Annotated in this window: 36 protein-coding genes; 7 read left to right on the forward strand and 29 right to left on the reverse strand. The window is 42.4% G+C overall.

Translation table 11 applies throughout. The features are described from left to right. Window positions 1-198 precede the first annotated feature (198 nt). The 4 genes from MHN02_RS18450 to MHN02_RS18465 all read right to left on the reverse strand — a co-directional run bounded on the left by MHN02_RS18450 (window position 199) and on the right by MHN02_RS18465 (window position 2,828). Complete coding sequence (locus MHN02_RS18450; protein ID WP_239247664.1) at window positions 199-954, reverse strand: hypothetical protein; 756 nt, start codon at window positions 952-954, stop codon at window positions 199-201. 66 nt (window positions 955-1,020) lie between these two features. Next, entirely contained in the window at window positions 1,021-1,752 is a 732-nt protein-coding gene (locus MHN02_RS18455) for a hypothetical protein (RefSeq protein WP_239247665.1), read from the reverse strand. A gap of 20 nt (window positions 1,753-1,772) precedes the next feature. Further along, complete coding sequence (locus MHN02_RS18460) at window positions 1,773-2,129, reverse strand: hypothetical protein (RefSeq protein ID WP_015068572.1); 357 nt, start codon at window positions 2,127-2,129, stop codon at window positions 1,773-1,775. Window positions 2,130-2,387: 258 nt separating this feature from the next. Then, window positions 2,388-2,828: a hypothetical protein gene (locus tag MHN02_RS18465; RefSeq protein WP_239247666.1), complete on the reverse strand. Its 441-nt coding sequence runs from the start codon at window positions 2,826-2,828 to the stop codon at window positions 2,388-2,390. A gap of 187 nt (window positions 2,829-3,015) precedes the next feature. On the opposite strand from MHN02_RS18465, the gene MHN02_RS18470 reads away from it, so the two are divergent. Then, window positions 3,016-3,234 carry a hypothetical protein gene (locus MHN02_RS18470; RefSeq protein WP_015068570.1) on the forward strand — a complete coding sequence of 73 codons (219 nt, stop codon included), beginning with the start codon at window positions 3,016-3,018 and terminating at the stop codon, window positions 3,232-3,234. Between the two features lie 37 nt (window positions 3,235-3,271). Continuing rightward, a complete protein-coding gene (locus MHN02_RS18475; RefSeq protein ID WP_015068569.1) occupies window positions 3,272-3,703 on the forward strand; it encodes a hypothetical protein in 432 nt (143 codons plus the stop codon). A 54-nt stretch (window positions 3,704-3,757) separates the two neighbouring features. Here MHN02_RS18475 and MHN02_RS18480 read toward each other — a convergent pair whose 3' ends face one another. From MHN02_RS18480 to MHN02_RS18520, 9 genes are all read right to left on the reverse strand, one after another. Then, window positions 3,758-4,027: a hypothetical protein gene (locus MHN02_RS18480; protein WP_015068568.1), complete on the reverse strand. Its 270-nt coding sequence runs from the start codon at window positions 4,025-4,027 to the stop codon at window positions 3,758-3,760. Between the two features lie 240 nt (window positions 4,028-4,267). Beyond that, window positions 4,268-4,891, reverse strand: a complete 624-nt coding sequence (locus tag MHN02_RS18485; protein WP_015068567.1) for a hypothetical protein — start codon at window positions 4,889-4,891, stop codon at window positions 4,268-4,270. Window positions 4,892-5,400: 509 nt separating this feature from the next. After that, complete coding sequence (locus MHN02_RS18490; protein WP_069945720.1) at window positions 5,401-5,781, reverse strand: hypothetical protein; 381 nt, start codon at window positions 5,779-5,781, stop codon at window positions 5,401-5,403. A 63-nt stretch (window positions 5,782-5,844) separates the two neighbouring features. Continuing rightward, window positions 5,845-6,138 carry a hypothetical protein gene (locus MHN02_RS18495; RefSeq protein WP_015068564.1) on the reverse strand — a complete coding sequence of 98 codons (294 nt, stop codon included), beginning with the start codon at window positions 6,136-6,138 and terminating at the stop codon, window positions 5,845-5,847. 406 nt (window positions 6,139-6,544) lie between these two features. After that, entirely contained in the window at window positions 6,545-7,114 is a 570-nt protein-coding gene (locus MHN02_RS18500) for a hypothetical protein (RefSeq protein WP_015068562.1), read from the reverse strand. Window positions 7,115-7,300: 186 nt separating this feature from the next. Then, complete coding sequence (locus MHN02_RS18505) at window positions 7,301-7,912, reverse strand: hypothetical protein (protein ID WP_101566754.1); 612 nt, start codon at window positions 7,910-7,912, stop codon at window positions 7,301-7,303. Window positions 7,913-7,991: 79 nt separating this feature from the next. Next, window positions 7,992-8,279, reverse strand: a complete 288-nt coding sequence (locus tag MHN02_RS18510) for a hypothetical protein (protein ID WP_015068560.1) — start codon at window positions 8,277-8,279, stop codon at window positions 7,992-7,994. Continuing rightward, a complete protein-coding gene (locus tag MHN02_RS18515) occupies window positions 8,266-8,793 on the reverse strand; it encodes a hypothetical protein (RefSeq protein WP_069945722.1) in 528 nt (175 codons plus the stop codon). Before MHN02_RS18515 ends, MHN02_RS18510 begins: the two co-directional genes overlap by 14 nt. 149 nt (window positions 8,794-8,942) lie before the next feature. After that, a complete protein-coding gene (locus MHN02_RS18520; RefSeq protein WP_069945723.1) occupies window positions 8,943-9,206 on the reverse strand; it encodes a hypothetical protein in 264 nt (87 codons plus the stop codon). 465 nt (window positions 9,207-9,671) lie between these two features. Here MHN02_RS18520 and MHN02_RS18525 point away from each other — a divergent pair, with 465 nt between their 5' ends. Genes MHN02_RS18525 through MHN02_RS18535 form a run of 3 tightly spaced genes read left to right on the forward strand, consistent with a single transcriptional unit; the run spans window position 9,672 to window position 11,543 of the window. Next, window positions 9,672-10,187: a hypothetical protein gene (locus MHN02_RS18525; RefSeq protein ID WP_069945724.1), complete on the forward strand. Its 516-nt coding sequence runs from the start codon at window positions 9,672-9,674 to the stop codon at window positions 10,185-10,187. Continuing rightward, window positions 10,177-10,959 (forward strand): hypothetical protein, encoded by a 783-nt coding sequence (locus MHN02_RS18530; protein ID WP_069945725.1) that lies wholly within the window; start codon window positions 10,177-10,179, stop codon window positions 10,957-10,959. Before MHN02_RS18525 ends, MHN02_RS18530 begins: the two co-directional genes overlap by 11 nt. A 50-nt stretch (window positions 10,960-11,009) precedes the next feature. After that, the gene (locus tag MHN02_RS18535; protein ID WP_069945726.1) at window positions 11,010-11,543 is read left to right on the forward strand and encodes a hypothetical protein; all 534 of its coding nucleotides are present in this window, start codon (window positions 11,010-11,012) and stop codon (window positions 11,541-11,543) included. Window positions 11,544-11,710: 167 nt separating this feature from the next. On the opposite strand, the gene MHN02_RS18540 is transcribed toward MHN02_RS18535, so the two are convergent. The 6 genes from MHN02_RS18540 to MHN02_RS18565 all read right to left on the reverse strand — a co-directional run bounded on the left by MHN02_RS18540 (window position 11,711) and on the right by MHN02_RS18565 (window position 14,742). Continuing rightward, complete coding sequence (locus MHN02_RS18540) at window positions 11,711-11,863, reverse strand: hypothetical protein (protein ID WP_170826539.1); 153 nt, start codon at window positions 11,861-11,863, stop codon at window positions 11,711-11,713. A 219-nt stretch (window positions 11,864-12,082) separates the two neighbouring features. Then, window positions 12,083-12,415 carry a hypothetical protein gene (locus tag MHN02_RS18545; RefSeq protein WP_069945728.1) on the reverse strand — a complete coding sequence of 111 codons (333 nt, stop codon included), beginning with the start codon at window positions 12,413-12,415 and terminating at the stop codon, window positions 12,083-12,085. Window positions 12,416-12,577: 162 nt separating this feature from the next. After that, complete coding sequence (locus tag MHN02_RS18550; protein WP_239247667.1) at window positions 12,578-13,072, reverse strand: hypothetical protein; 495 nt, start codon at window positions 13,070-13,072, stop codon at window positions 12,578-12,580. Between the two features lie 96 nt (window positions 13,073-13,168). Beyond that, window positions 13,169-13,678, reverse strand: coding sequence for a hypothetical protein (locus MHN02_RS18555; RefSeq protein WP_069945729.1), 510 nt, complete (start codon window positions 13,676-13,678; stop codon window positions 13,169-13,171). Between the two features lie 3 nt (window positions 13,679-13,681). After that, window positions 13,682-14,296 carry a hypothetical protein gene (locus tag MHN02_RS18560; protein ID WP_069945730.1) on the reverse strand — a complete coding sequence of 205 codons (615 nt, stop codon included), beginning with the start codon at window positions 14,294-14,296 and terminating at the stop codon, window positions 13,682-13,684. A gap of 194 nt (window positions 14,297-14,490) precedes the next feature. Continuing rightward, a complete protein-coding gene (locus MHN02_RS18565) occupies window positions 14,491-14,742 on the reverse strand; it encodes a hypothetical protein (protein ID WP_015068552.1) in 252 nt (83 codons plus the stop codon). A 173-nt stretch (window positions 14,743-14,915) separates the two neighbouring features. Here MHN02_RS18565 and MHN02_RS18570 point away from each other — a divergent pair, with 173 nt between their 5' ends. Continuing rightward, on the forward strand, window positions 14,916-15,935 hold the full coding sequence (locus MHN02_RS18570; protein ID WP_069945731.1) for a hypothetical protein: 1,020 nt from the start codon (window positions 14,916-14,918) through the stop codon (window positions 15,933-15,935). Window positions 15,936-15,992: 57 nt separating this feature from the next. On the opposite strand, the gene MHN02_RS18575 is transcribed toward MHN02_RS18570, so the two are convergent. The 6 genes from MHN02_RS18575 to MHN02_RS18600 form a co-directional block, all read right to left on the reverse strand. Next, window positions 15,993-17,006 (reverse strand): phosphoadenosine phosphosulfate reductase, encoded by a 1,014-nt coding sequence (locus MHN02_RS18575; protein WP_015068550.1) that lies wholly within the window; start codon window positions 17,004-17,006, stop codon window positions 15,993-15,995. A gap of 134 nt (window positions 17,007-17,140) precedes the next feature. Then, window positions 17,141-17,764 carry a hypothetical protein gene (locus MHN02_RS18580; protein WP_015068549.1) on the reverse strand — a complete coding sequence of 208 codons (624 nt, stop codon included), beginning with the start codon at window positions 17,762-17,764 and terminating at the stop codon, window positions 17,141-17,143. A 62-nt stretch (window positions 17,765-17,826) separates the two neighbouring features. Continuing rightward, window positions 17,827-18,450: a Ref family recombination enhancement nuclease gene (locus MHN02_RS18585; RefSeq protein WP_239247669.1), complete on the reverse strand. Its 624-nt coding sequence runs from the start codon at window positions 18,448-18,450 to the stop codon at window positions 17,827-17,829. Window positions 18,451-18,464: 14 nt separating this feature from the next. Further along, window positions 18,465-18,650 carry a hypothetical protein gene (locus MHN02_RS18590; protein ID WP_015068547.1) on the reverse strand — a complete coding sequence of 62 codons (186 nt, stop codon included), beginning with the start codon at window positions 18,648-18,650 and terminating at the stop codon, window positions 18,465-18,467. Between the two features lie 113 nt (window positions 18,651-18,763). Then, entirely contained in the window at window positions 18,764-18,901 is a 138-nt protein-coding gene (locus tag MHN02_RS18595; protein ID WP_157669844.1) for a hypothetical protein, read from the reverse strand. 13 nt (window positions 18,902-18,914) lie between these two features. Continuing rightward, window positions 18,915-19,121, reverse strand: a complete 207-nt coding sequence (locus MHN02_RS18600) for a hypothetical protein (RefSeq protein WP_015068546.1) — start codon at window positions 19,119-19,121, stop codon at window positions 18,915-18,917. 244 nt (window positions 19,122-19,365) lie between these two features. On the opposite strand from MHN02_RS18600, the gene MHN02_RS18605 reads away from it, so the two are divergent. After that, on the forward strand, window positions 19,366-19,623 hold the full coding sequence (locus tag MHN02_RS18605; protein WP_069945734.1) for a hypothetical protein: 258 nt from the start codon (window positions 19,366-19,368) through the stop codon (window positions 19,621-19,623). A gap of 52 nt (window positions 19,624-19,675) precedes the next feature. On the opposite strand, the gene MHN02_RS18610 is transcribed toward MHN02_RS18605, so the two are convergent. The 4 genes from MHN02_RS18610 to MHN02_RS18625 all read right to left on the reverse strand — a co-directional run bounded on the left by MHN02_RS18610 (window position 19,676) and on the right by MHN02_RS18625 (window position 24,757). Further along, window positions 19,676-21,457: a hypothetical protein gene (locus MHN02_RS18610; RefSeq protein WP_069945735.1), complete on the reverse strand. Its 1,782-nt coding sequence runs from the start codon at window positions 21,455-21,457 to the stop codon at window positions 19,676-19,678. Between the two features lie 462 nt (window positions 21,458-21,919). After that, entirely contained in the window at window positions 21,920-22,699 is a 780-nt protein-coding gene (locus tag MHN02_RS18615; protein WP_015068543.1) for a PRTRC system ThiF family protein, read from the reverse strand. A gap of 1 nt (window position 22,700) precedes the next feature. Next, the gene (locus MHN02_RS18620) at window positions 22,701-23,450 is read right to left on the reverse strand and encodes a PRTRC system protein B (RefSeq protein WP_015068542.1); all 750 of its coding nucleotides are present in this window, start codon (window positions 23,448-23,450) and stop codon (window positions 22,701-22,703) included. After that, complete coding sequence (locus tag MHN02_RS18625; protein ID WP_069945736.1) at window positions 23,444-24,757, reverse strand: hypothetical protein; 1,314 nt, start codon at window positions 24,755-24,757, stop codon at window positions 23,444-23,446. Before MHN02_RS18625 ends, MHN02_RS18620 begins: the two co-directional genes overlap by 7 nt. Window positions 24,758-24,790 lie beyond the last annotated feature (33 nt).

A 24,790-nucleotide genomic window follows, 5' to 3' on the forward strand; every position in this document is an offset into this window, starting at 1 on the left:
AGCTTCAAGCTCTTTCTTATTCATGTTCATCTGCCTATCCTTAACTCTCTATAGAGTAAATTGAGATAGGCAGTTACACAAAATTAGTTACAGTCTCCTATTGGGTCTTGATAGTGTGCGCTATCATAATGTTTATTCTCTTCAACAAATAATATCCACCTGCACTAGAGGGGGTGATAACCCTCTAGTGAAATACCATTATGCCGCCAGCCTGTGTCCTTTAATCCAATTCCTGGCCTCTTGAATTGCCTCTGAGCAAAACGCCCGTTTGTCTGACACTACTTTGCCGCTGGTAACATTATTTAGAATAATAAACAGAGGACTACGGACGCTCGATATTTCGATATTATCGCTATTGGTTGTAACGGTTACTTCAAAGCATGCATATCTTGCTTCACCATTAACGAACTGACTCCACACTTTTTCGTAAGTGTCTTCACATATCATTTCAAGGTCGAAAGGGTCTGCCCCAACCTCTTTAATGGTTACTGAGAACCTTGTTGTTTTATAAGTGCGCTCTTTGCCTGAGAGAGCAAATACTTCACCACCTGCTTCGATTAGTTTGTACCCTTCCCCCTCCAGCTTACGCGATACAGTTTTAATATCTTCCTCTACTAGCTCCACAAATTCGTGCAGTGACTGTGATTCAAAGTCGGTTAGGTCTTCACAAACGTAATCATCGCACACAACATACATTGTATTGTAATGAACGTACCGGTGGTCATTAGACTTAATTTCTATACTTGCACCTTTATCTACAGCACGTTTGATAGCGGCCTTTTTTGTTCCATTAGTGAGGCGATCGGCAACTGCATTTATATCTTCGGCATATAGCTGCCCTGTAAAACGCATACCATCACCCTGACAATAGTTTAGGCTGTATTGGATTTCGTCTGCAGGGTAACGCAGCGAAGTTAACTGGCTTTTGAAATAATTTGTAACTAGCAAGCTCATAATCGAACTCCTTAGATTGAATTGAACAAATATGCGCCCCCCAAGTGGAGGGCGCTACTCAACAAATTACGATGCGTATAGTTCGAAGTGAGATATGGTTTCGATGTCCTCTTTTTTGTACCCCGCGTTGATCAAGCTTTGGGTCATATCTTCCACTGGCAAGATAGACGCGCCTTCTTCTTCTAAGTGTCTGGCTTCATCAAGGTCTAACACTATGGAGTTAGAGGCATGGTTAATAGAAAGAACTGTTGAGCCTAGTAGAGCAGTAGTTAGTGTGTTGATTACCTCTAGCTCCACCATTTGTGCGAAGCTCACTCTTTTTTGTAATTCAAAGGGAACGCTTGGCTCTGCGGAATTAAAAGTACTATCTACCCACGAACTGGAATGTCCTTGCTCAAGTAGATTTTCCATCCATTGCTTTGCAAATGCGTTTAGCTCCCTGTAGTTTGAGCTGATGTGCTCACCTGGCTTTGGATATACAACTTCGAATACAGGTGGTACTGATGTTTGGTAACTGTATGCTTCTACTTTTTCTTTGCCGGTATGGTAAAAGAAAATCATATCGAGCTCACAAATTGCGTCCCCTCCCGCTGTGGAGTAGTGCGCTAAACTGAACGCCTGAGTTCCAGACTCATTAAAGTTATCTAGATCACTTGAACGCTCTAAGCATAAATCCATACCCGCCCCAGATTTAGATTTACCGTTAGCTCTTATTTCACCATCGACAATGATGCCCATTTGCACCATGCTTTCGTAAATGATGAGACTGGTTAATTTACTTTTTTTGGGATTTGTCATACTGCCACCTTGTGACCGCACTAGGCGGCCACCTCCATTGCTTCAATGTTTAATTTCACTTGATAAAAGGTTTCATCAACATTGCCACCAATAACCTCAACACTCACTACGTTGTGGCTGATACCGACCTCAATTAGAAGCTTTTCGATAGATGCAAAAGTTGCCTCGTCAGAATCAAGCGTATAACAGACGTTAGATAGGGCTGTGAAAGAACCTTTTGTTGTCGCTACCTCTTCACGAACAAAAGGCATGCTCACTACTGGGAAGTTCAAACCGAACTTCTGAAGTGACTTATCGACAACAAGAGTCAGTAAGGCACGCTCCGCCTGCTCAGGTTGAAAGGCTGCTTTAAGTTGGTTTCGATTAATGATGGTCATGTGACTCTCCGTTTGTTTGGGACAACTAAAATGTGTCACATAGAGCTAACATGACAATTAGTGGAGAAAGAGGGTACACGGTACACCTGACGGGCGCGCTGGCCTCTTTACCATTTATAAATTTCATTTCAGATTTATCAGAGTTTTTAAAAATGAGTTTTTGAATGGTTTTAAGGCATCCCCACCAGCGATAGCGAAAGGGGGTGCCCTCATTTGTGATGGGAACTGGGCTTGCTTGAGCAAACCCAGGATGGTGAACTATTGATAGAGCTCTTTTGCTTTTCTAAAAACTTCAACGCCAGCCTCTGTCCACGACCAACTGTTGAAACGTGCAATTAAACCATTGACTCGCGCACGCTCTAATAGCTCAAATTCATCACTCTTTATAGCCTGCCTACGCTCAACTTCGTATATCACGTTAGCAAGACTTAAAATTTCTTCTACAGAGATAAGTGGAGGGTTGATGAATACTTCAAACTCTTGCTTCCCATGGTCTCTACAGTAAGGCTTTATACACGTTGCAACGCCACTCTCAATCTTCACCACTTTAGTAGTAAATAACCCACCCATACCCGATGGGACTTCAATCAAGGCTCCGACTTTGAAATCGTCGCGCTTTGCATATACATATGCGTGAGTGGTGTATGTAGTTTTGGCTAACTCTGGGTTGTTAACCTTGCATTCCATAAATCCGAACATGTTGTTACTCCGCTGTTTTGTTTATAGGTGTAACGTGACACCACCAGCGATTCCGTCAATTTAACGGTAAACCACCAGCCGGAAGAATAAGACTACTTAACAAGTTCATTTGCCTGCCTTTCCTGCTCAATTGCTTAACCGGCGCACCTGGGTACATTTTCCTTAAATCAACAAACAAGGAATTCAGATGACAACACTTCGCTCCAAAGCCTTTAACTTCCCTGCTACTGGCGACTTTAAATGTGAGCTAACGCTTATAGAGAATTGGGATGGCGCCTACATTGTAAAAGTGCACGGCGACGAACGAGGCATTCATTCTAAGAATATGGAAAAGCCATTCACAGATATCAATAAAGCCAAATCTTTCTACGACGAGAAAGATAAAACTCTTTCTGAAGCGGCTTAATTGCCGCTCTCTCCTCTATTTAGAATAAGGAAACCATATGACTGCACTTACCAACAACACAACAACAGCTTTCACCACCGCGCCTGCAAACCCTAATTTAATCTTTGAAGGTGTCGGATCTGAAACTGAAGAAGCCAATGGTATGAGCTGTAGAATGCGAACCCGTTTAAAATCGCCAACTCATGGCGTTATTTACTTAGAAATCATGGCCGCCTACAAAGGTAAGTATGCGACACAAAGTGTGCAAAATTCGCCGTTTGAGTTCCATGGCGTAGTAATGCATGCCACTCATGAAAATAGCGATGCTGAATATAACGAGCGTGTGTTACGAGATATTGAAAACAATACCTTTCTCTACACTAAAGACGGGATAGTAAAGTTCGTTAACAAGACCTTTGGCATGTCTTATGAGACTCTAACAATTGACTACGATGTGCGAGTGCATGAAACCAAGATGTGGCTTTGCTAACCCTTACACCCAATTAAAAAAGCCCACCGTTGCTGGTGGGCTTCGCCTAATAAGCTATATCACTCTTATAAGCTTAACAGCATGCCGTACTAGCTTTTCTTTCATGTAACCTTTGCTTTTATTCCAGCTCCCTAACTTCAACATTACAAATAACGTCAAAGTAAAGCTGAAGGCTTGCAGGAAAGCACTCCCCCACCCGCCTAATGATTGCTCTACAGCAAACCAGAATACCGCACCTATCGCGGTAGCACACGTACATAAAAAAACAATCAGCATAGCTGCGTCTTGCGTCGAACTTACTTTGGTAACTTTATTATTAAACATTATTGTACCTTTTAATGAATTAAGCCTTTGTGGCACTGTTAATTATAACTCTGCACCACTTGAAAACCTATTAGATAAAACGAATAAATGAATTAGATTTGAAATTATTCAGCCAAATAAACGATTAACAAAAAAATGGCGGGTTGCATAAGTACCCGCCACTTATTCAAAATTTAAAGTATATCCCCGTACATTTTCTAACAAATATTCAGTTATGCAGAAAGTATGCAAGCACCTCTATCATTTATCTAACAGGGCTGTATAGCCAAGTTCGTAGGCATAAGCTAAAGCTTCAGCACAAATGTGTTGATCCATCTCTTTGAAGGTAGGAAAGGCGTAAAGGTAAGCATTGTGAAGCGCAACATTCACCTTTTGGGAACTAATGTATTGAAGGGGCAAAGACAAGCACCAGCTTTCAGAGACTTTTCTTTTGGCCTCTAGCAGCTCTAGCGTTTTATCATCGGTGAGGGTGGTGATATTGCGAAGATACTCTATCGCTATGACCTGCGCGTCCGTTAATTCTTCCCAGCATAAGCCATCAACAAAAGTATTCACGTTGCGCTCTACACCAAAATCATCCTCCACCAGCATGTTACGCACAACTGTGGGGATTTCACTCGGGTAGTCGAAGTGCTTGATGGTATACCCATTCTCGCTGCGCGTTACTTCATAATCCTCTGTTAGATAATGCTTTATAAGTAGCTTATGATGCGTTTCAAAAAAGTAAGGAACCTGGAAGCCACCCCACGTATTTTCTTTCGTACTGAGTAGCGCTCTGATTGGCTTTTCAAGGTTCACATTAACCCATGCCCACCGGCACGTAATTTTACCTGTCGTTTCTGTTACAGCGATTGTGTCTGACATTTTTCTCTCCTTTATATGATAGGAGTAATGTCTCAGGAATATAGTGAAGGGCAATTTGGCGGGAATAATGAAAAGCCCCTATCTAGGGGCTCTGAATAATCGAAAAATGACTTTCTTACTAGGCAATCTTAACCTTGCATTTTGCTTATCTGAAAACACTAGCCCCAGACAACACCCACTAATCTCCATAATCTTTAATGTGCTTTGCTTAGCGCTCTTGAAGTCTGGACAGGGTATTAACTTGCCGTCTTTGCTTAAAGACATTGGGGTAAGGGGGAAACCATTTATTGTCGCTGTGAACTTGCTCATGTCACTCTCCGTTGTGAGGTTGAGGCTTTAATGTTCCATATTGCTGACTTGTTACAACTTACAGAGAATAGTGTAGATGCCTTATTTGTACGCGAGCAAACAAAAATCTGATTTAAAGTATATTTGATGGTTTTTAACCATGAAAAAAACCCGCAATATTGCGGGGCTCGTTTAATTATCTATTGCTGGGTTGGCTGTTATCACCAATTGTCGTATTTGTGGAAAACACTTCTATAAACCTGTGTTACCTGTTTCTCCGTGACTTCATAGTATGCAAGCGCTTCTACTACTGGAGCGATATCGCCCGTATAGAAAGTTTCTTGATTTACTAGCTCCTCTTCAATAATACGAACAATCCCTTTCTCTCTTAGCGCCTTATCTCTTGCTTCTTTGTGTAAAGCTGAAAGACGCTTAGCAAACTCGCTAGCATGTTGTACGGGAACGCAATCACCAGCACTCAGCACCGTACAGTAATCGACGCCTTCTTGACGCTGTTCTTTAAACTGCTTATCTCCAAACGCAAAGAAAACACCAAACTCTTTGAATAGCTGGCTTTGCTGTTCTTGTAACTGTGTATTCATGTATACATCCTTAAGTGAGAATAAAATGCCAGCCCGAAGGCCGGCGAAGTGGCGGGAGAGCCATTACAACTGTGGAAGCGCAACTCTTGGTGTGAGCTTGCTTACTAATTCGTGAAGCTTTCTAGGGCTTGGTTCATAAAAGCGAGGTACAGTGAGTCCAACGCGATTTATCTTGGTCGAACGCTTTTGTGAAACGAGTGAGAAGTTTATAAGCGCTTCTGTAGCAATCTCATCAAAGTTTTCTGTTGCCCATGCGATAAATGCTTCTTGGGTTTCAAACTGGATACCTGCACTCAAATCGAATGACGCTTCCTGCATGAAATCGAAAACTGTCTTCTGTTTTTTGCTTGTGGCCATGATGCCCCCTGCTCGATTAACTTGAAGGTAACGTAGGTGAAACAGTGCATTCGGCAATTTGGAGGGAAACGTCACGCGGGAGCCTTATATCCAATTAAGAAAAACGTTTTTACTAATGGTAAAGGCAACTGGTGAAGTGGAGCTTCTATGGTCAGGTTTAATATATTCAGTGAAGCAAAATGGTAAATTTTATTAGTTAGGAACGATAAAAGAGTAAGAACTGGTAAAGGTTTGCAACCAATCTTTACTCCCTGCTTGTCATTTCGGGGTGTGGTGCTGGCAGGTCAATTCGCGATAGCGGAGCAGGCCTGGCGCTTATTTCAATCTAGGCTTATATACGCATACCTAGTATGTGCCTGTTGTAAAAAAGAGAGCTGCTGGATGGCAGCCCTCTTAACGCTTTAACTTATGCTGCTTTATCTGTATCGATGTTCCACTTGGCGTATTCAGCCAGTTCACTAATACACTTTTCAACCAAATCTGGCACTTCACTAATTTTATAGTTCATCCACCGGCGGTTGTGATGCTTTTCGGAATAGCTTTCGAAAGAAATGTATTTCACATTCATTACTCGCATCATGTAGCCAAGGTATGTCGCGAAGTCCTTTGCGTAGCCTTCTCTTTCAACCAATGCATCAAGTTTTTTCTTAAAACGCTGCCCAGCTTTGATTGATGAAAATAAATCCTGGTCTAATGCTGGTTGATTTGTACTCAAGTGGAGTTGGTACCCATAGATTCGTTGGTTACCACCATTAATTAGGGCCTCTGCGCTCGTCTGAGACTGAATCGTTAACCCTGAGATACCATGCAACGTTTTGGGCAAATCAAAGTCATAGTGTGCAAATTTAGGCGCCGATTGATAATCAGCCGTTTCTACAATGTTAAAATTCACATTGATGTGCCCGTACTCAGAATAGTTGCACTTTTCAATACCGAATCTCGCCATTACTGAAGGTTTAGATATGTGTTTTTGCATGTTATCTCTCCCAAGATGCAAGTGGATTTAAATACATGCTTAATGTGACAAGAAATTATGAATGCACAATTTTGTGGGAAGAATTGAATACATTTTCATTCAAATCTGATTTGAATCGATAGCCAGTGTTGTGGGAATGAGTAAGCCACCAGCACGGTGTGATTTTTTCGCAGGTGGCTTTGTATATTAGCTTGTTGGATTCATAGCTTTAAAGTAAATGCTTAGCACTTCATCTAATGGAATGTTAGCACGGCCAACATCTGTAGCTACCATTAGTGGTTTAATGTATTTACTATCATAGCTACCCGGGTATTTTGACAGATTGAATATGTTTTGAAGTTCTGACTCAAAATCAGTGCCGTGAAGCAATTTATCCATAGTCCCATCTGAATTAACCACGTAGGTCTTGTCTTGTAAGGCGCGTGCGTGGATAGGAACCAATAAAGAAGAAATGATTTCACTAGATCTTATTTCTTTGTATGCACACCATTGTGGTGTTACACGAACGACTCCGTTTACTAACAGAATATCGCAAGCTAAAGTAGCTTTTAGTGCATCGTTTTGGTCTGACCTAGCAAATATTCTGATGTTTCCAATCTCTGCTGGAGATATGGCACCTAGTAGTGAAGAGAAGTCAGGGTGGGACGTACCATCCATAATTTCAAGAAAATTATCATTCGCATTTAAATAACGGTTAAGCTGTGCAGTAAAGTGGTCTTGACTGACTGAACTTGCCAAGTCGCGCCAATCATTTAAATTAAAAGGTTTCTTTCCAAAAAAGAAATCTTCATTTTTCATCGTTAATGTACTCCATAAAGTAAAAAAAATCCTGGGATGTATCTGTTGCCTGAAGAGTATTACCCATATAGATATTTTTTTAGTTGCTCGATAACCCTGTTTCAATTAATGTTGCGGAAGCAATGTTATCAGGCGAAAGCAGGTGGACAGTATTATTCTGAGGGCATTGTACGCGCAAATACTTGCTCCATTTTTCAATATCCATATCTGTCGGCACCTCACCATCAACACATGAATTGCTCTGGTCGGCAGGTGTCAATATCTTCCTGATTATGTTTCGGCCCCCCTCAATTTCTCCATCAGGGAAAGTAATGTCTTTTTCTTTTATTAAGTAAGTTCTCCCCACGACAAAATCAATAACTTTCACAAATCGGCTCCCTCAAAAACTTCTCTATCATGCTGGTAAAGGCGATATCACGCTCTACCACTGTTTCCTTTGCTTGTATAAATAGGCTCGTTGGTATTGTAGTAACATACCTGGCATCGAGACTGATTGAGCTTGAATGGCAAATTGGATAGCTTTTGTCAGAAGAATGACAATCAATAAATGAGCTCACTCTAACCCACGGTGCGTAGTCCAAACTATAAAGTGAGTTCATGAATGATACTTGTTCCAGATCGTTGTACTGAGTAATAACTCCCACCCTCCCATCCAATCCACCTGCTTTCGTATACTCACTTCTAAGGCGAATCCAACTGGAATTAGACTTTTCTGAGTTTAAGTAGCGCTCTGTACCCTCGTTAAAAACTACAGCTACTCCCTCCCATAACGGATCAATGGTCTTGTTTGATTGCGTGACTTGATAAAGAGTCTTAATAAATGGTGGGGTTGCGCTCAACTCTGCCAGTTTAGGCAGAATGACAGAACCAAAAATTGACATTCATAGCTCCAACATTAAGTTATTAGAATGGCGTGGCTCGGGACCAGCGATCTTGTGGCAACAATGAGATGGTGGCGATTTGAGGAATAGCGGCAACCCGACTTATCTGATTTTTAGAGAGGTAAGCCGGGTTTTAGATTTTAATGAAACTAGCTGAGCTTTTGGATATCAAATTCGTTCTCAATACCCAGGCTTTGTAACTTTATTGCTGTACGTTTAGAAACAAGCTCATCAAAACTAAATCCTGTAAGCTTATGCAGTGCAAAAAGATAATCTACATCTGGTAGCCTATCCTTCTCATACGTCTTAATAGTGTTCGGGTGAAATGCAGGGCACTTATCAGTAAACTCTTTAGTAGTAAGCTTGTCCACTCGAATCCCTTTTATCCACTCACAAAAATCTTTAGTTTTCATACTAATCAACTCCGTTTTTAAAAAATTATTTATGTTGAATGAATTGTTGCCCTTTCTGATTTTGTTAGTAAATTATAAATCCGACTTTCTTACAATTTGATGGATAACAAGCTGCTGAATATTTATTTAGGTGATAGTGATAGCTGCTCTTTTATTATGCACTATCAGCTCACAAACATAGCGACGACCTCCCCTAACGAACCAAAATCACCATTGATGACAATGCATCAAAAGATTCGCAATTACAGAATGTTTCGCTTAGACATTGCAATTAAATATAAAAGCAGCGTTAACTTTATGCTGGTTCTTGTTTCAGATTTTTCTAGGCTTATGTATTCCAAAAGTCAAAACTTGACAAGAAATTTGCATTGGTTTAGCGTTTATTTTGTCATGGGGAGAAGGAGAGCCTCTTAAAACATGGCTCCCTTCTCGTTTGGATGATTAACAAGAAAGGAACTTAAATTAATGACGTCAAAGAAGTTTTTACTCTGCTTGCTGATGTTTGCATATTCTGCAGACACACTTGCTGAACAAATCGAATGCGTTGAGCTAAAATCGGGCACCTTGAACAAGTTGCAATTGAACAGAGCCGATGCTTTTAATAATTGCTTTTCTCTGGCCGCGTTAGACCCTAACTCTTATGCACAGGTAGTAGTTTACTCTAACGATTCTGTGAAAAACAAAGTTACGCTCTACGATCTTGATAAGAGCGCGGGCTCCAATTATGTATCTGAACACCACTCTAGCAATAATGCTAACAATACTTTTGTAGTTAACACAAGTAATCGAAATTTAGGCTTGAGAATTACCCCAACATCACACACGAATTCAGAAAAGAATTTAGCAGTAACTTTTGCAATAGTGGATGGCCTAGGTACGGTAATATTCGACCTCGATGATATCCCTTCTACCGCTCCCCCACCAAGAACCGGAGGATGTGAAATAATAAATGGAACGAGGGTGTGCACTCATGAACGTTAAAATCATGCCTTTAGTCTCTATCGTCTTAGCTACAATATCATTTAATACTCTTGCTCAGTGTGACGCGTCTCAGGAGCCTCCTAGCGACAAACCTAGTAACTTTAATATTAATGAACATCTTTCTAAATTTTCCGAGATGGGAGATACCATACAAAACATGCCTCCGATACCAGGGTTTGACGCAGGTTGGAATAAAAGATTAGCAGCAGGTGTATTTTTGTCATCCGCATTTTACACTGATAATCCTTATGACCTAAAAAACAATCCCGTGTACAATGCCAGCAACCCGGATAGGTTCACAAACTGGTTTTTTGGTGCAGCTGCCGGGCAGCTTGGTTTCTCTTCAGCCGAAGCGAAAACTGCTGCAGCTATAGTTCAGCAGGCACAAGACTACACAAATGGGCAACATCCGGACTATCGCGATTTCACTAGAATGGCTGAAGATATCGTTTCAGCCCTATGGCATTTTGATGGAACAGAAGATAATTTCCCAGATTCGATGGATATTGAAGGCGGGTACGGCTACCAACGTGACGCCTATGAAAATGATACTCCGTCTGGAAAATCTAGCGGTAATTCTTGCGATAATGATGACTCTAATGACTCTGCTGATTCTAGCAGTGCCAACGCTGGAAGCGGCTCTGGTTATGGCGGTGGCTGGGGCGGTGGTTACTTTGTAGGTTCTGCAGGGTGTTACGGAGCTTGCGGCAGTGGAGCGGTAGGAAGCGTTACTATAACCGACTTGCCAAGGCAAGAAACTATTGATGAATAGCCAATCCATTATGGTCTCGCATGTCGAGGCCATTTTTTAGGAGATTTTAAGTGAACACTAAAATAACAGGAGTATTTTTTTTACTATCTCCTTTTTTGACTTGGGGAATACTTGAAGCTTTCGACTTAGAGTTTGTTTGGTTTTTAGATGAAAACTATAAGTATTATGACTTGTTGATTTCATTTGTTAATTTCTTCCTGATGTCTTTAGGTTTGTGGATTCTTGCAAGAAAACACAAGCTAACTTTAGTTATATCATTAGGAATTTTCTTTATCTTCAAACACGTTGTCTTCTGGGATTTATACGGAAATAGGTATCTCTCTAAGGTAAACATAAAACCAAACGTTGACGTAGCTCTAATTATCTATGATTTTGGAGGTCTCGCCTCATCCAATGCCATGGTATTAGATAAATTCGAACGCAGACTTTTTTTGTTTACCAAAAGGAAAACCTTGAGGCATTATAGTGGCATCAAAAATGCCAAAGTTCGATCTTCTGGAGACTCTATAATTGTTGAAATACAACATTATGACAACACTGAAGTATCCGAATCTATTGAAATATCTGGTAATAAGGAGTTTTAGCCTCCTTTTGTGACGATAACTTTCTCGGAATGTAGTTTCACCACTTTTCTTAAGAGGAAGTTATTCAAAGCTCTGTAAACACTGTCCAAATAAAGCTCGTGGGGCCAACACCTTGGTATACAAACAATCCTGTAACAGCTTTGGTTTCCTCGATGTTAAACCCCACATTAGGTAGATTTAAGGGTGCTAGAACCGCACAAATCGAGTGAAGAGTAACAAGAATCGGAAAGATTGGCGCTCTCTTGTTGAGTACCTGATACTTCTTGCTTGCCTTTGCAGTGCCATGAGAAACTCGCAAACCCAGCATCGAATTGTTCCATTTCTTTCATATCCTTCATGCCTGCACAAAAGGTTAAAATTAGTCCTGCAATCAAGAATACTCGCGCTAAATTGTCCCCGTCTCAGCTCTGTGTATAAATCAATGCGTTCATTTTGTTTACTCCTTTTAGCTCCGAACAAATTTATTTTATCCCAATATGGAGGTTTTTTAGGAAAGTGCGAAATTATTTTCCTATGCCGCTATAAACCTTCCCGTATAACTATCTCACAGCTAGAATGACGTCTTCATCAAGCTTGTTTTTGAGGGGCCGATGAGGGTAAAACTCTCCCTCAAGTACCGTATTAAAAAATTTGTCATCGATACTGCTCAGCGCAAGTTGATAGTGAACTCGCTTTGTTGCCTCCTGGTAACGCGCAGTAACTAAAAAAGGGGATTCTCTGTGTCGATGACCATTAACCAAAAACGCGATAACTTTGTCTGACTCGTTTCTAAGTAGTACTCCATCTAACTGTTTTTCATATGTGCCATCGCATTGCGTTAGCAACGCGCTATTAATAGGACGAAAAACTCGCCCGTTTAAGTTGATATTCACTAATTTACACTCTTTAAATCGACTTTTGGTGCACCAAGAAGTAACTCCTTGGTGAGATAAATAATGGCTACTCAATTGAATTTGAACGTGACATGATTAACTATGGTGTAATCGTCGGGTGTCCATGTAAATGAAGTAGCCCTGTACATGATTGATAGCGCCTTATGTAGCACTTTGGTAAATGAGACCGCGGCAAAACACACTGCCTGTTTGAAGTATCGCTATGTCTGCAGAAACTACAGCTCTGCCGGTTGTCTTTTCGATGAAAGTGTCAGTGTGAAATGGGTTGTATGTTACTTCTACCCATTCACTTGAAAGCGACGCTTTTTCTCCCTTAAGCACTTTGCTTAAGGTACCCTCCACAAAAGCGTGTACATTACGTCTTTTTTCCTTTCTCGCTCTTGCTTGACCACCAGCACGCACATTGAATACTGCATTATCGGTTCTAACGCTGACAGAGTGATCTAAAACTTTGCCAGATAACTTTCCGCCCTTTGCTTGGATCGAGAACAATTCACTATTCTTGCTACTCAAATCACGATAACCACGAATGCTATCCCCAAGCTCGTAGCGACGACCTTTAAAGCCAATAATCTCTTCTGTTGTATCAAATGGAACGTTTTCTTCGAAATTAAGCTCTAGTGATTCAGTAAACATGTTTGTACCTGTTAGGTTGACTAAGGATATGCTTGTAACGTAGGTCACTCACATATCCTTGCGACTTTGAGGGAAACTGAACTGAAACTATTCTAGTTATTGGCTGGTGGTAAGGTCCAAGTCGAACATTCGAGCCATATCTTGAAGCCCTTCGACCGTTGCGCCTTTAAAATAATAGGTTTCGATATCATCGGGGATGTGGGCAGTATAGGCAAAGACCACCTGCAAACCGCTTTTATGTGCCATTAACACCCTGTGGCACTGCTGATTTACCTTAAGGAGCTGGTGGTCCATCGGGCATATTGTAGCCAATTGATTTAAAACCGCCTTATCAGTAAACCGAACATAGGGAGCTTTAGGGTTTACCTTACGAATACGCCATGAGTCACGCTCAAAACTTATGAGGACATCTTCCTGGAGGGGGACGCTATCGTGCGCTACCGAATAAATAGTTCCTTTATGTCGGAAACAATGCACTTGGTTACCGTTTCTACCATGAACCCCGTTAGGCTCTATCAGATCACAATCGTCCACCTTTAAATAGCTTGCCAACGCAAGCTGATGATTGTTGGCCCCGGTGACACGTTGAGCTTCATTTATATCCATACTTTAAACCACCTTCTTTAGCAGTGAGCCATACGTGCGGGTGGTTAGGCTATTAACCTGGCCGCGCGAGAGAGAGAACCGAGTTCTGTCTGCGGTGATAGTGTCACGAGATATGGTAGAAAAACCCCATGCTTTTTTCACTGTACACCATCCAGCAACCACGGTACGAAAGTTGGCTTCATAATTGATTAGGAAAAGGTCTTCAAGGTGAAATTGTTTAAGCGAAGTTCTGACGGCTCGACCAACAAATAAATCAAATGCCTGTCCATCATGGCGAACGGCAACCGCATTACATAAAATAGTATGTAGCGTGTTATAGGCTAGTGAGCCCTTAAATCCGTCAATATGTGATACAGCTTCCAGCAAGGCGCGTGTTTCACTGTAAATTACATCGAGAGATGCATCAGAACTGACCTTCAATACTGCTAATGAGGGAGCAGATACTAAATCAAAGCCTTGTGCACAGCACAGAGTTTTACTGAGGTTAGAATAAATACGCTCTTCAGAGACATGTTCCGCTTCGACCATTAACCAATCAATAATGTTTTTAGACGCCCACTTGGCTATGACAGCTATTCCTTGAAAGGGGCTTTGGTTTGTAATTGATAATAAACTCATTGAGATGTTCCTATTGGTGTTATCTGACAATGAGCAACGTAGGCCTTATTTTAGTGCGGACAAATTTGAGGGAATTCTGCGGGTGGCTTGCACCAACTCATTGAAACCTTGGCTTAAAAAGCCATGTTTAACAATGCTTTTAAAATGGTTAATTAGCCCTGGGCGACTAATCAACCACCAGCAAGAATGTTTGGCTAATTAAGAATACTAGTTGCCGCTAAACCATTATTGATTGCATCCTCAATATCAAAGATGCTTCTTCTCATTTTTCTTAGAACAGACTCTGCCTGCTTTACTTTTTCATTCATCGCTAGCTTACCATCTAATGTTTCGCATTTTTTGGCTTCATTCCGTAGCCTAGTTACGTAACCTTTAGAAAGTCTTACCTGCTCTTCTGCATCTTCAGTCGTTTTTATTTTTTTTAATCGTTGCTCAAATGACACCATTGATAATTCACCCTAAGTTAGTTGGTATTTTGAATTAACGTGACGAAAAGTTTTCCAAGAGCAAATGCAGTGGAATGCTGATTAATCCTCACAAAAACACTGTACAAAAACTAGACAACAAGGGGCGCGGGTGTATAATTTACAAGCAACCATAAAAGACAAGGAAGTTTGGAATGAAAAAATGTATTTATTGCATTACAGCCCTAGTTCTTATGGGCTGCAGCTCTATGCAGCCTCTAGAGCTAAAAACGTCCATAGAGTACAAACCCGATATAACATTACAAGATGCGTCAGATTTAGCCTCCGAGGTTGCTGGTGAGTATGCGGATAGAAGTCGCGAGGATTACAAGGAACTTGTTAAAGCGGACCAGTACTTATTGCATGCAGCGGCAGTTGGTATCATCGGCGTGGCGTCTTCGGCACATGCCGACGTGTTGACCACTGCATCGCTGTTTGGTGGGTATGTTGGTGCTCAAAAGGCTTATACAGGCCCTTTAGGTAAAGCAAAGCTATATTTAGAAGCTGCATCAGCTGCACAATGTGTGGAAAAGCACGCTGCTAGACTAATACCTGAAGTTAAAAAGTTAGATGATAAATCTTTCTCAATCTTTGCACTTCAAAGCGATCTCAACGATGAGCTATCCAAGCTAAAGGCTGCCATAGGGCATTTCGATATGGCTTACGTAAGGCTTCAAGGTAAAGATAAGGAAGAGATTGATAGCGACTTAGCCAAAGATAATTTAGGCGGTTTCTCGTCCTTTGATGAAATTTATCAATTCGGAAAGAGTAGCCTAGAAAGCATTCAGGCCACAATACGGCAAGTGGAGGATCTTCCGTTCCTAATCATAGATAAATTACAACAAATTGATTTGGAGGTTACACGGCGGTTTATCACAGAAACTGTCGACATAGATACAGTCATAGCAACGCTCAAACAAGGCCAATCATCCCCGCCTGTTGAGAGTGTTCCAGAACAGCAAAGCTTACAGGGTGCAAACAAAGGCGCCCCAGAAGGGTTGTTTGATATGAATGACCTTCAGCTAACACAAACTGCTAAACAAGATGTTCTAAATCTTTCAGAGCAGGTTGTTTACTTATCAAATCTTTACGCGTCTTTAGACCTCTCCCCTCTTACTAAGAATGCAAATTCCATTAAATCTTGTGTGGTTGCTACGGTACAAGTGAACGATTAACTTAGCTAACGCCACCACACCCGATAGGGCGTGGTGGCGGGTGGGGAAAGTCACGGCTTAGATAGCCATGACCAGTTGGTTTTTGTCCACTTTATTTTTCGCAGCCTCCCTCTCTTTCTTCGCGATTTCTTTTGCCAAGTCAGCCTCCCTCTTCGCCTCCAGTAGACGCTTTTGTCTAGCAGTGTGCGCCTTTACATATTGCTCGACCAGTAGTTCATCCACCTGCACCCCGGCGCGTTCCTCTAGTGATACCTTAACAGCTGCCCCATTCACTTTTTTGAAGAACATGCTGTGGTCTAACACTCGCTCTATGGCGATATACGATGCGTATTTGTCAGGGTATTGCTTAGCGCCCTCCTTGAGATCACCTTTACTGGCCATGTAGCAAAATGCGCATGATAGGCGGCTATATTTTTCACCACGCTCTCCATAGGCGGGATGCGGATGTTGACCACTTGCATATATTGCATCGTAGGTAGCATCCTCTGAGGCATCAAAGATAGGCATCCAGTCGAACACTGTTCTCGATTTAGTAGTCAAGCGCTTGTTGATGAACAGCGGGTTTTTCATGCTTCTCATCTTGCTTTCAGCAGCTCGAATGCCGGTTACATTGAACGCTACTTTGATGCCGCGTGCTTTCATGTCCTTTCTGATAAACTTATCGATTTGCTGAACCTTGTAATCTGAGGTGCAAAAGCGTGCGATTCCGCCCATGAATTTTCCACGAAGCAAAATTCCATCAATAAGGTTTCTGTAAGGATTTTGAACTACCTCTACTGGTATTGCTGGTGGTGTGAACTTCTCTATGTGCTCAATAACTCCATCATGCTCTACTTCACTAGTTAGGTTCGCATGTACTACAGTTATTTTGTGATGTGGAACAAGCTCCAAAACCTTTAGCTTTGCGAACTGGCTATCTTTACCAGCCGAGTCAGATAGGTAGAAGTGGCATTTGATATCGTCGTTGTTTGCATATTCGCGAATAAGTGCGTCTCTCGCCTCTACTGAATCTGCCGCTAGCTTGTCTGCGCCAGTTAGGTCGAATAGGTCAAAGTTCTCTGTGCATTTCATGGTTGTGTCACTCCTGTTCCGGTATGTGATTAATGTGCAACAGGAGGAGAGAATGTGTATTTTGGGGGAAAGAGCGGAGCGAATGCTGAGCCTTTATTCCAATTTAAAAGCTCAGCGTTTTTATGAATGAATGCTTATGGTTTTAACTGGTAATCTACCGTCCAGGTGTCCAGTGAGTGCGGCCTAATTAGTGACGAACCGCTAAATGCTTTTTCTTCATCAGCACGACTGAAGACTTCCTTTAAAAACTTATCTAATGCCTGCGCAGAAGCTAGTTCACCAAAACGAACGCTTATTTGTCCTCCATAAGCATAGATAAAGCACACATCATCTATTAGAGGCTGTAACGCATTTTTTAAAATCTGCATATGCTTCTCTGCGGTTTTCCCAATGATTAGATCATCTACCGATGAAACATTAACAGCATAAGGGTTTTCAGGGTCTCTGCGTGACTCTGTACCACCAGCATGAATAAGCGGGTGGTATGTGTGGACGTTTTTAAATCCCATACTCTTAAGCTGCGCTTTTACTTGCGCCACATCGTCCATATCTTGGCACATCACAACAAAGTCAGTCGTAATATGGCAGTTCACCGTTCGGCCACCGAAAACCTCAGATAGAAACTTACAGCGTATTTCACTGTTGACTCTATGTATCTCTTCTACTTTATTTCTGTCCATGCGCCTCTCTAATTGGAGAAGACCCGGCAATGTATTTAAGCGCTCTTTAAGTACTGCTCTTGTTATATTTTTTTGCATAACTATTCCTACTACTCTTTAGTTATAAAGTTTTATCGCCCTAATTGGCTTAGGGAGTACCGTTATCCAGTTGTCAGATTTTGCAATTCAGAGGGAATTTCTTTTGGTGTAGCGTTTATTAGCTTGTGGACTTCAATCAATAACGATATTTGCGAACCATTCACTTCTTCCCAGCGCACCTTCCCACCATCAGCCCCCTTTGCATGTAGAGGGAAAACGAACTGGTACTTATCATTCAGCTGATTATCTAAGCCCATGGGTGTGTCGTGATGCCATTGGCACAACGGGAGTACATACAGGTGAGCTTCTGGCGAAGTGCGGCCATGTATGTGATGAATAGACACTGGGGAACCGGTGTGTGGCTCTATCAGACCTTTATTGATGCAACAAATACCCCCCAAAGCAGCCATACGGTCATGTAAAGACATCTCCGTTTTATTGCGAGACTTACCAGCCATACCCTTTGACCTTAGAGGCTTCTTGGCTACCAGCGGTTTAGCTACAGGGGGGCGCATTCTAGCTTTTTCGGATGCTTTAGCTCTCTGACGCTCTTGCCGCTCGCGTTGTTTTTCCAATTGCTTGATACGGTACTCAGGGCATGCAAGTTTTGCTTTTTGTTTTGCGGCGGCGCGCTCTTGGGCACGACGTTGTTGCTCTCTCTGCTTTTGCAACTTTTCGGGGGTCACTAGGAAACTCATCGTTAGATGAGTCCCATATATTTTGCTTCTGAAAGCGCTTCAAGCAAGGTGGGCATACGAGGGTAAGCTTCTCTTACCGATGCAATTTGTTCAGCTGAAACCTTTTGCCCGAAATAAGATGCAGAACCATCATCGAGATTCCAAACTAATGGTAAATGTTCGTTTGTCGATGCTTGGGTGATTTCCATTTTTTTATCCCTGTTATTGATGACAGAGATAACGTTACGCATCTATATAATTAGGCAAATTTGAGGGAATTGCAGAAAGAAAAACGGCTCCAAATTAGGAGCCGTTTGTTGAGTTAATCTTCTAGGAACCGTTGCCCTATTTTCTGTAGAGCCTTTCTATTACTAAAAATCAGCGGAAAAATTACAGCAGCAGTCACACCCAAAGCAGCCAACAACCACCAGAAATAATCTAGGTTTACTGATATATCCATTAATACCACCACCTTAAAGCCTAAATGCCACGACTAGTAAGAACGAGCCAGCAAGCATAAACAAACCTACAAATGATAGTATAACAGACAGTTGCAGCAAGCCAACATTTTGGTCTATGACCAATATAGAACCACCCAAACCAAGTGCAAACAACCCAAGACCTAGATCTTTGAGGACGTCTTTTAACCAAGTAAGGACAGCAAGTTTCAGTGTTTTCAAACACCCCTCCTAATTGTTATCCATATTGGACAAACGTCACATAAGAGAGAGAATTTGCACCTTTAGAAGAAATGCTAAGGTAAATCCTCTAAATCCATCTTTAAATCTCATTATCTAATAGTTGAATTTGCTACTTACAAACAATTCCTAATCATGGTTAGAAATTAAAATTACTCGGGTTAAATATCGTTTCGCTTTCCAAAATATGTGATAACCGTATTTATAATTATTTTCGAGGGTTGTAATGAAAGAGTTTTATCATATTGAAGTAGGTTACAACGGCGCGGCGTTAGCAGGCGGCGATAAAGCTGCCGAGTTTGAGATTGATAGTAGAAATACTAAGTGGTTAGTTAGAGTCTTTTTAAATGGGCTCAGAGCAACTAACAATACAACTAGTTATCTAAAGGTGAAAGGTGAAAGTGGCATAGTTAAAGTTTTTTCTACCTCAAAAGAAAGCATACTGAACAACTTGCCCTTACCGTTTACATCAGACGTTGAGTAATCCCTCAAGTACCAATTAGCGATAGCGAATAGGTGCGAGTGCAAATCTGGCGCTACCACAGCGCCAGTAACTCGGACATTGATACGTCCACCTGCTTTGCGACAGTTAGGTCTAGGAACCCTTGCCCGGCTAAGACCGCTTCCGCTTGCTCCTGCTCCGCTAAGGCCGCCTTATACTCCGCCTCGCTCAATGACGCTCCTAGCACCATCGTGTCATACGGTACGCCATAGGTCATTTTGAGCGCGTTGTAGACCTGCGCACGCTGAACCTCTTTGTGCAAGCCTGGAATGCTTCCACGCTTCAGCTTTAGAATTTTTGCTTCAAGCAAAAGCTTGATGATAACCGTAGGGCACACCCCCTCTCCGAAATGACCTTCCTCAAGCACTTCCGGCCACCAGCGTTCGACTAGGTCGTCAATCAGGCAGCTCTCACAGTCGATAGTATGGCGCTGCTCTTCCTCGAATGGAACCAAGTCCACTGAGTCGAGCTTAGGATGCATCCATAGCTGATTAGTAAGTATGTTGTGGCGGTTGTCCTCATGAAGCCCAGTGCATGCATGCTGCTTTACAAGTCCGTTGATATTGAAGTATCGCGTGGCTGGTAGCGTCTGAGGCTCAGCTTTCTGCGTCTTCGGGATAGCATAGCGTTCTCCATCAGTGTACACCGAATGCCAAATCCTTAGCGCTGTTCCCACTTCACTTTCTCCGCCTTCTCTTGCCCACTGATATTGAATCATCAACAGCTCTTTGTAGCCAATGAGCTGGAACCGGCAACCTTCGTAACCGTATTGCTCGTAAAAAGCCTCTTGCTCTTGTACATCGATGGTCAGGATATAGCGTAAAAGCTCCTGTCTGTAGTCCAAGCTGTACTGGTTATAGCCCACCAGCACCCAACCACCGGCTTTCACTTCGCGCCCTACAAGGGCGCGAGAGCGCTCGTAGTCGAACAAAGTATTCACCATGAAAGTCCTAAGTTCTGAGAACGGCGCCATGTAGCCGTACCTTGCTGGCGAGATACTGATTTGCGCCTCTAGGCTCTCGTCACGCTCTACCATGGCGCAGAGGAAGCATCCGAATCGCGATCCGCAACTTTTGTCCTTGTCCTTGTTTTCACCTGAGAAAAGATCACAGGTGCCACCGTTTCCCGCACCATAGTGCTTCTTTAGTTCGTAGGTGTGGTCTACAGCAAAGCTCTCAATGTCCTCGTTGTCGATTGCAGAGCTTAGCGCCCATACATCTGTCAGAGTCCATGACTTGATTGGGGCAAAGGTGAACCCCAAGTCAGTCTTCACTAGCTCCACATCACTCTCATTGCGCTTAGCAATATTCGCTGCTCTAACCTTGGATTCGAGGTCTCGCGTACCAGATGCTGACGCGATTTTATTGGTCTGGTGACGGTCGCCTAGCGCCCGTAAGTAGCGTTTCATTGGCTCAATTTTCCAGTCCACTGTACAGTCACGACCGTTCTTGCTGGTTACAGGAGTGCGTAACAACTTACCTCGACCTACATACTCAACCATCGGCAGACTAGCCAGAGAGGGCTCTAGCTCTTCTGTGCGGATAGGCAGACCATGCTCTCTACCGTACTTACGGGCAGCCTGGTGTAAGTCCAACATAAGGCCGTGAAGCTCTAGGTTCTCAATCGTAGTGTTGGTAGTAACGATGTATAGCGGCCCGACATAAGGGTTAACTTCCATCGCTTGCTTGAGCCCTTCAACCGCACAATGAGCAACACAGATAGAGTCCTTACCACTAAGACCCACGCTAATTACCCAGTTTTCTAGGAAAAGCTTTTTGAAAGTATCTGTTGCCTGTTGAACCTTTGCGTACTGCATTGTGTGCCCCTTTTCTTTAACTGGAGCTAATGTGTCAGGGCTGGTGGTTATCGCAATTTATGGGGAAAGACTCTCAATCCACTTTTAGAAGTCTTCGTTTTTAAGAAATTTTAATAAGTCGGGATTTTAATAACAGTTATTCTGGAACTTATACATAATGAAACGGTAGATGCTTACTAAGGTCTACGTCATTTGTAATCCGTAATCCTGTCCAATAGGCGATAGCCGACTTGGGCTTTCTATTCTAGGCGCTTGTATAGGTGCTGAATGAATAAAGGGGCGATAGCCCCTTTTTTTTGATTTCAAATAAGTCAGGTTTTTTATTGAAAGTCAGGTGATTAATCCCATACTGACAATGTGACCTGTGTTTCTCTATAGGTTCCAACCTAAGTTCGCTTTAGTCCTGCTTAAAGCGAGCCTTCAGCCTCGGAAGGGCTAGAGAGAGGGGGCTACCCCTCTCTTTTATTTTTCCTTGTTCTTATCCTTTTCATACCCGAACGCTGCCCACACGTTTTCCAGTGGCTCGATGGGGTTAAGCTCCCCCGTTTTTAAATTGAAGAACCCACCTTGGTACTCCACACTCCCATGCCTAAGCATCTGCCAAACGAGATTCGCCATTTGAAAGGCCGTAGTGTGATTTACACCGAAGTCTTGTCTTCTAATTGATTCAGCGTGCGAACATGAGGGCATTGCGTGTTCGGTACTCTCAAGTAACGTTTCGCCATACAAATCATAAAGGTTCGGTAAGTAGTCACTTTTGTTAGTGTTACCCAAGTGCCCCATGATAATTTGTCCAGTGTGCTGGCCGTTGCCACCGTCGATCCAAAGCTTATCTCTGTAGTGACTTTCTTCTGCCGCGTTTTTACCTAGTTCATATCGAAATGATGCAGAGTCAACGCAAGTCATAACGATATCGCCTTTAAGGTAGCTTGAGGGAGAAAAGTTAGTGCATTTAGCTGTCCACCCCGTACCGAACCCGTTATTAATTCTTTCCACCAGCACTTCTGCTTTTGGTAGTCCAATATCCATCGGCCAGAAATTTTGTCTTCCCACATTCGTTTCGCTTACTGTGTCTCTATCCCATACAGTTACATCAAACGGGTTGTCATTACCTCCTACCATGCGAAGTAAGTAATGGATTTGGGCAAGGTAGCTAAGTAAGTAACTCCCTGTGCCACCAGCGCCTATTACGTCAATTGAGATTCTCTGTGTAAAAAAGTGTGATGGTGCAACAAATGACATACTAAAGCCCCCTTGTCAGTGTTTCGATGAATTGAGCCATTGGCATGGCAAATTTCATTTCCTTTGCCCTTACGCTAGAGCCGCTTTTCTCTTTTTCGCGCCAAAATGCCATGTGATTCTTATCGTCACTGTAATGCTGACGCTTGTCGTTATTAAAATTCACGTTCAGGTGGGTAAAATAAGAGTCGGTCAAAGTCGATTCAATTTGAGAAAGGGTGTCCAGACTTCTTTCATCTGGTAACTGCGCTCCCCCCTGACATAAGAACCCACTTGTATTGATGTTCATAAGTGGTGCGTGGTAAAGGCGTGTAGCTTCGTTTGGACGGGCATCTGTAGCTTTGGCAAATACATACAAACCTTTAGAAGAAACAGCCCAAACCAGACTCGGCCATTTCACGTTAAACGCTTTTTCCCCTGACTTGCTAAACCACATGCTTTGGCGCTTTGCAGGTGTATGCCACACCACCAGCTTTGAATGGTTGATAAGTACATTGCCTGGAATCATTTGTAGTGACTTAACGGATTCTTGCTCTGCCGCCTTGCTAACTTTGTTTGCACGTTTGGTAATAGTGCTGCGCACATTTCTTATATCAGTTAAACGCCCTAGACCTAATCGATTGTTAGAAACGTTGTGAATAGTCGCATATTCACTAACTGACTGACCTCTACCATACAGCACAATTGCCAGTTCTGGCTTTGGCTGAGAGCGCTCTTTTTCTAACTTTACGTGGCTTGCAACGGCAGTTAACATGCGTAATTCTCCATAAATACTTCTAAGCATTCCATCAACCAATACCCTGTCAGATGCCCTTTCATCGCTTTCAGCCACTCAGGGTTATCTACCTCAACTTTTAAGAAACAATCTTCGCCAGTGTCGTTTAGGTAGCGGTTATGCTCTTGAACTGCATTATCAGTTACATAACAGCGACTAATATCGTCTAGGCAATAAAGTACGTTGTTTCCTAACTCCTCCACATCGTCCATAGCTGTGAACTCATAATGCTCGTAGTTAGGCAGGTGGTTGACTAACATTTCAGAAATGAACAACAACATGTCTATCACTTCTGGATGTTTACACTGTGCATTAGTTTTAAAGTCCTGCAATTCTTGAAGAAAGTCTTTATCGATTTCCCCCCAGTCATACTCACCACCAAGGGATAACAGTTGACTGCTCAACGCTTCCCTAGCCCACCCTCTGAAATAATCCGCTTCCTCTGATTCCTCTACTTCATCTTTGTTGTTAAAGATTGTTAAATCAAAGCCGTCCATGTGCATTTCTGTATAGTATTCACACAACCCATTAAGCCCATCTTTTCCCAAAATCGTTTTAATTGATTCGAACCAATCTGACAGCCCATCCATTTCAAATGAATCACAAGTTACATAGGCTGTAAGGGCGGGCACATCAATGCCTTTCGCTGGCAAGTATTCTTCTAAGAAGTTGTTACAGCCCATGGCATAAGGTAAGGGGGTAATCATGGTTCTACAGGCAATCTGTGAAGCAACACGCGCAAGATACTGACGCTCTCGTCCTGACACCTTGTGAGCATACATGCAGAAAACGTGTAGCAGGTCAGTAGAAGTTACGCATAAGGTGTTTTCGCTATGATGCAAAGCGATACATATTTTATTGTGTTCACTTTCCAGAGGCTGTCCGAACCTAGCCTCGTAAGCCTCTGGAAGAAAGTTAATTAGACTGTTTACCTGTGCTGTCATTTCTTCAAGTGTTGCTTTAGCAATGCTTGGAAGTAAGCAGTCTAATTCCTCTATGTCCAAATCAGGAACGAGATCTCCCAAGCAGTCTTCGATGAAGTCTTGCGATACCCCCGTTTGCTCAAAGTAAGGCGTGAGATAATTTTCAATACTTTCTATGTTGTAAAGGAAGTCTGATTCGATAGAAAATGGGGTTAGCACACGACTGGCGTGTGCATCGAATGTTATTTCTTGCCCTGCCAACTCACAACCAAACGGTCTTACATCAGGCAGGGTTGGAATGCGGATTTCTGCTTGTGTTTCTTCTTTGGGATCTGTTTTAGTTGGTAATAATTCAGCGAACATTGTTTTTTCCCTACCACTTTTGCCTTTTTCCGT

Origin of the sequence: Alteromonas sp. CNT1-28, assembly GCF_022348345.1 — a bacterium.
Taxonomy (GTDB): Bacteria; Pseudomonadota; Gammaproteobacteria; order Enterobacterales; family Alteromonadaceae; genus Alteromonas; species Alteromonas macleodii.

Bases quoted from the DNA above. Each gene is read 5' to 3' on its own strand.
- MHN02_RS18450 (WP_239247664.1), bottom strand. From the start codon at position 954: ATGAGCTTGCTAGTTACAAATTATTTCAAAAGCCAGTTAACTTCGCTG.
- MHN02_RS18455 (WP_239247665.1), bottom strand. From the start codon at position 1,752: ATGACAAATCCCAAAAAAAGTAAATTAACCAGTCTCATCATTTACGAA.
- MHN02_RS18460 (WP_015068572.1), bottom strand. From the start codon at position 2,129: ATGACCATCATTAATCGAAACCAACTTAAAGCAGCCTTTCAACCTGAG.
- MHN02_RS18465 (WP_239247666.1), bottom strand. From the start codon at position 2,828: ATGTTCGGATTTATGGAATGCAAGGTTAACAACCCAGAGTTAGCCAAA.
- MHN02_RS18470 (WP_015068570.1), top strand. From the start codon at position 3,016: ATGACAACACTTCGCTCCAAAGCCTTTAACTTCCCTGCTACTGGCGAC.
- MHN02_RS18475 (WP_015068569.1), top strand. From the start codon at position 3,272: ATGACTGCACTTACCAACAACACAACAACAGCTTTCACCACCGCGCCT.
- MHN02_RS18480 (WP_015068568.1), bottom strand. From the start codon at position 4,027: ATGTTTAATAATAAAGTTACCAAAGTAAGTTCGACGCAAGACGCAGCT.
- MHN02_RS18485 (WP_015068567.1), bottom strand. From the start codon at position 4,891: ATGTCAGACACAATCGCTGTAACAGAAACGACAGGTAAAATTACGTGC.
- MHN02_RS18490 (WP_069945720.1), bottom strand. From the start codon at position 5,781: ATGAATACACAGTTACAAGAACAGCAAAGCCAGCTATTCAAAGAGTTT.
- MHN02_RS18495 (WP_015068564.1), bottom strand. From the start codon at position 6,138: ATGGCCACAAGCAAAAAACAGAAGACAGTTTTCGATTTCATGCAGGAA.
- MHN02_RS18500 (WP_015068562.1), bottom strand. From the start codon at position 7,114: ATGCAAAAACACATATCTAAACCTTCAGTAATGGCGAGATTCGGTATT.
- MHN02_RS18505 (WP_101566754.1), bottom strand. From the start codon at position 7,912: ATGAAAAATGAAGATTTCTTTTTTGGAAAGAAACCTTTTAATTTAAAT.
- MHN02_RS18515 (WP_069945722.1), bottom strand. From the start codon at position 8,793: ATGTCAATTTTTGGTTCTGTCATTCTGCCTAAACTGGCAGAGTTGAGC.
- MHN02_RS18520 (WP_069945723.1), bottom strand. From the start codon at position 9,206: ATGAAAACTAAAGATTTTTGTGAGTGGATAAAAGGGATTCGAGTGGAC.
- MHN02_RS18525 (WP_069945724.1), top strand. From the start codon at position 9,672: ATGACGTCAAAGAAGTTTTTACTCTGCTTGCTGATGTTTGCATATTCT.
- MHN02_RS18530 (WP_069945725.1), top strand. From the start codon at position 10,177: ATGAACGTTAAAATCATGCCTTTAGTCTCTATCGTCTTAGCTACAATA.
- MHN02_RS18540 (WP_170826539.1), bottom strand. From the start codon at position 11,863: ATGGAACAATTCGATGCTGGGTTTGCGAGTTTCTCATGGCACTGCAAA.
- MHN02_RS18550 (WP_239247667.1), bottom strand. From the start codon at position 13,072: ATGTTTACTGAATCACTAGAGCTTAATTTCGAAGAAAACGTTCCATTT.
- MHN02_RS18555 (WP_069945729.1), bottom strand. From the start codon at position 13,678: ATGGATATAAATGAAGCTCAACGTGTCACCGGGGCCAACAATCATCAG.
- MHN02_RS18560 (WP_069945730.1), bottom strand. From the start codon at position 14,296: ATGAGTTTATTATCAATTACAAACCAAAGCCCCTTTCAAGGAATAGCT.
- MHN02_RS18565 (WP_015068552.1), bottom strand. From the start codon at position 14,742: ATGGTGTCATTTGAGCAACGATTAAAAAAAATAAAAACGACTGAAGAT.
- MHN02_RS18570 (WP_069945731.1), top strand. From the start codon at position 14,916: ATGAAAAAATGTATTTATTGCATTACAGCCCTAGTTCTTATGGGCTGC.
- MHN02_RS18575 (WP_015068550.1), bottom strand. From the start codon at position 17,006: ATGAAATGCACAGAGAACTTTGACCTATTCGACCTAACTGGCGCAGAC.
- MHN02_RS18580 (WP_015068549.1), bottom strand. From the start codon at position 17,764: ATGCAAAAAAATATAACAAGAGCAGTACTTAAAGAGCGCTTAAATACA.
- MHN02_RS18590 (WP_015068547.1), bottom strand. From the start codon at position 18,650: ATGGAAATCACCCAAGCATCGACAAACGAACATTTACCATTAGTTTGG.
- MHN02_RS18595 (WP_157669844.1), bottom strand. From the start codon at position 18,901: ATGGATATATCAGTAAACCTAGATTATTTCTGGTGGTTGTTGGCTGCT.
- MHN02_RS18605 (WP_069945734.1), top strand. From the start codon at position 19,366: ATGAAAGAGTTTTATCATATTGAAGTAGGTTACAACGGCGCGGCGTTA.
- MHN02_RS18610 (WP_069945735.1), bottom strand. From the start codon at position 21,457: ATGCAGTACGCAAAGGTTCAACAGGCAACAGATACTTTCAAAAAGCTT.
- MHN02_RS18615 (WP_015068543.1), bottom strand. From the start codon at position 22,699: ATGTCATTTGTTGCACCATCACACTTTTTTACACAGAGAATCTCAATT.
- MHN02_RS18620 (WP_015068542.1), bottom strand. From the start codon at position 23,450: ATGTTAACTGCCGTTGCAAGCCACGTAAAGTTAGAAAAAGAGCGCTCT.
- MHN02_RS18625 (WP_069945736.1), bottom strand. From the start codon at position 24,757: ATGTTCGCTGAATTATTACCAACTAAAACAGATCCCAAAGAAGAAACA.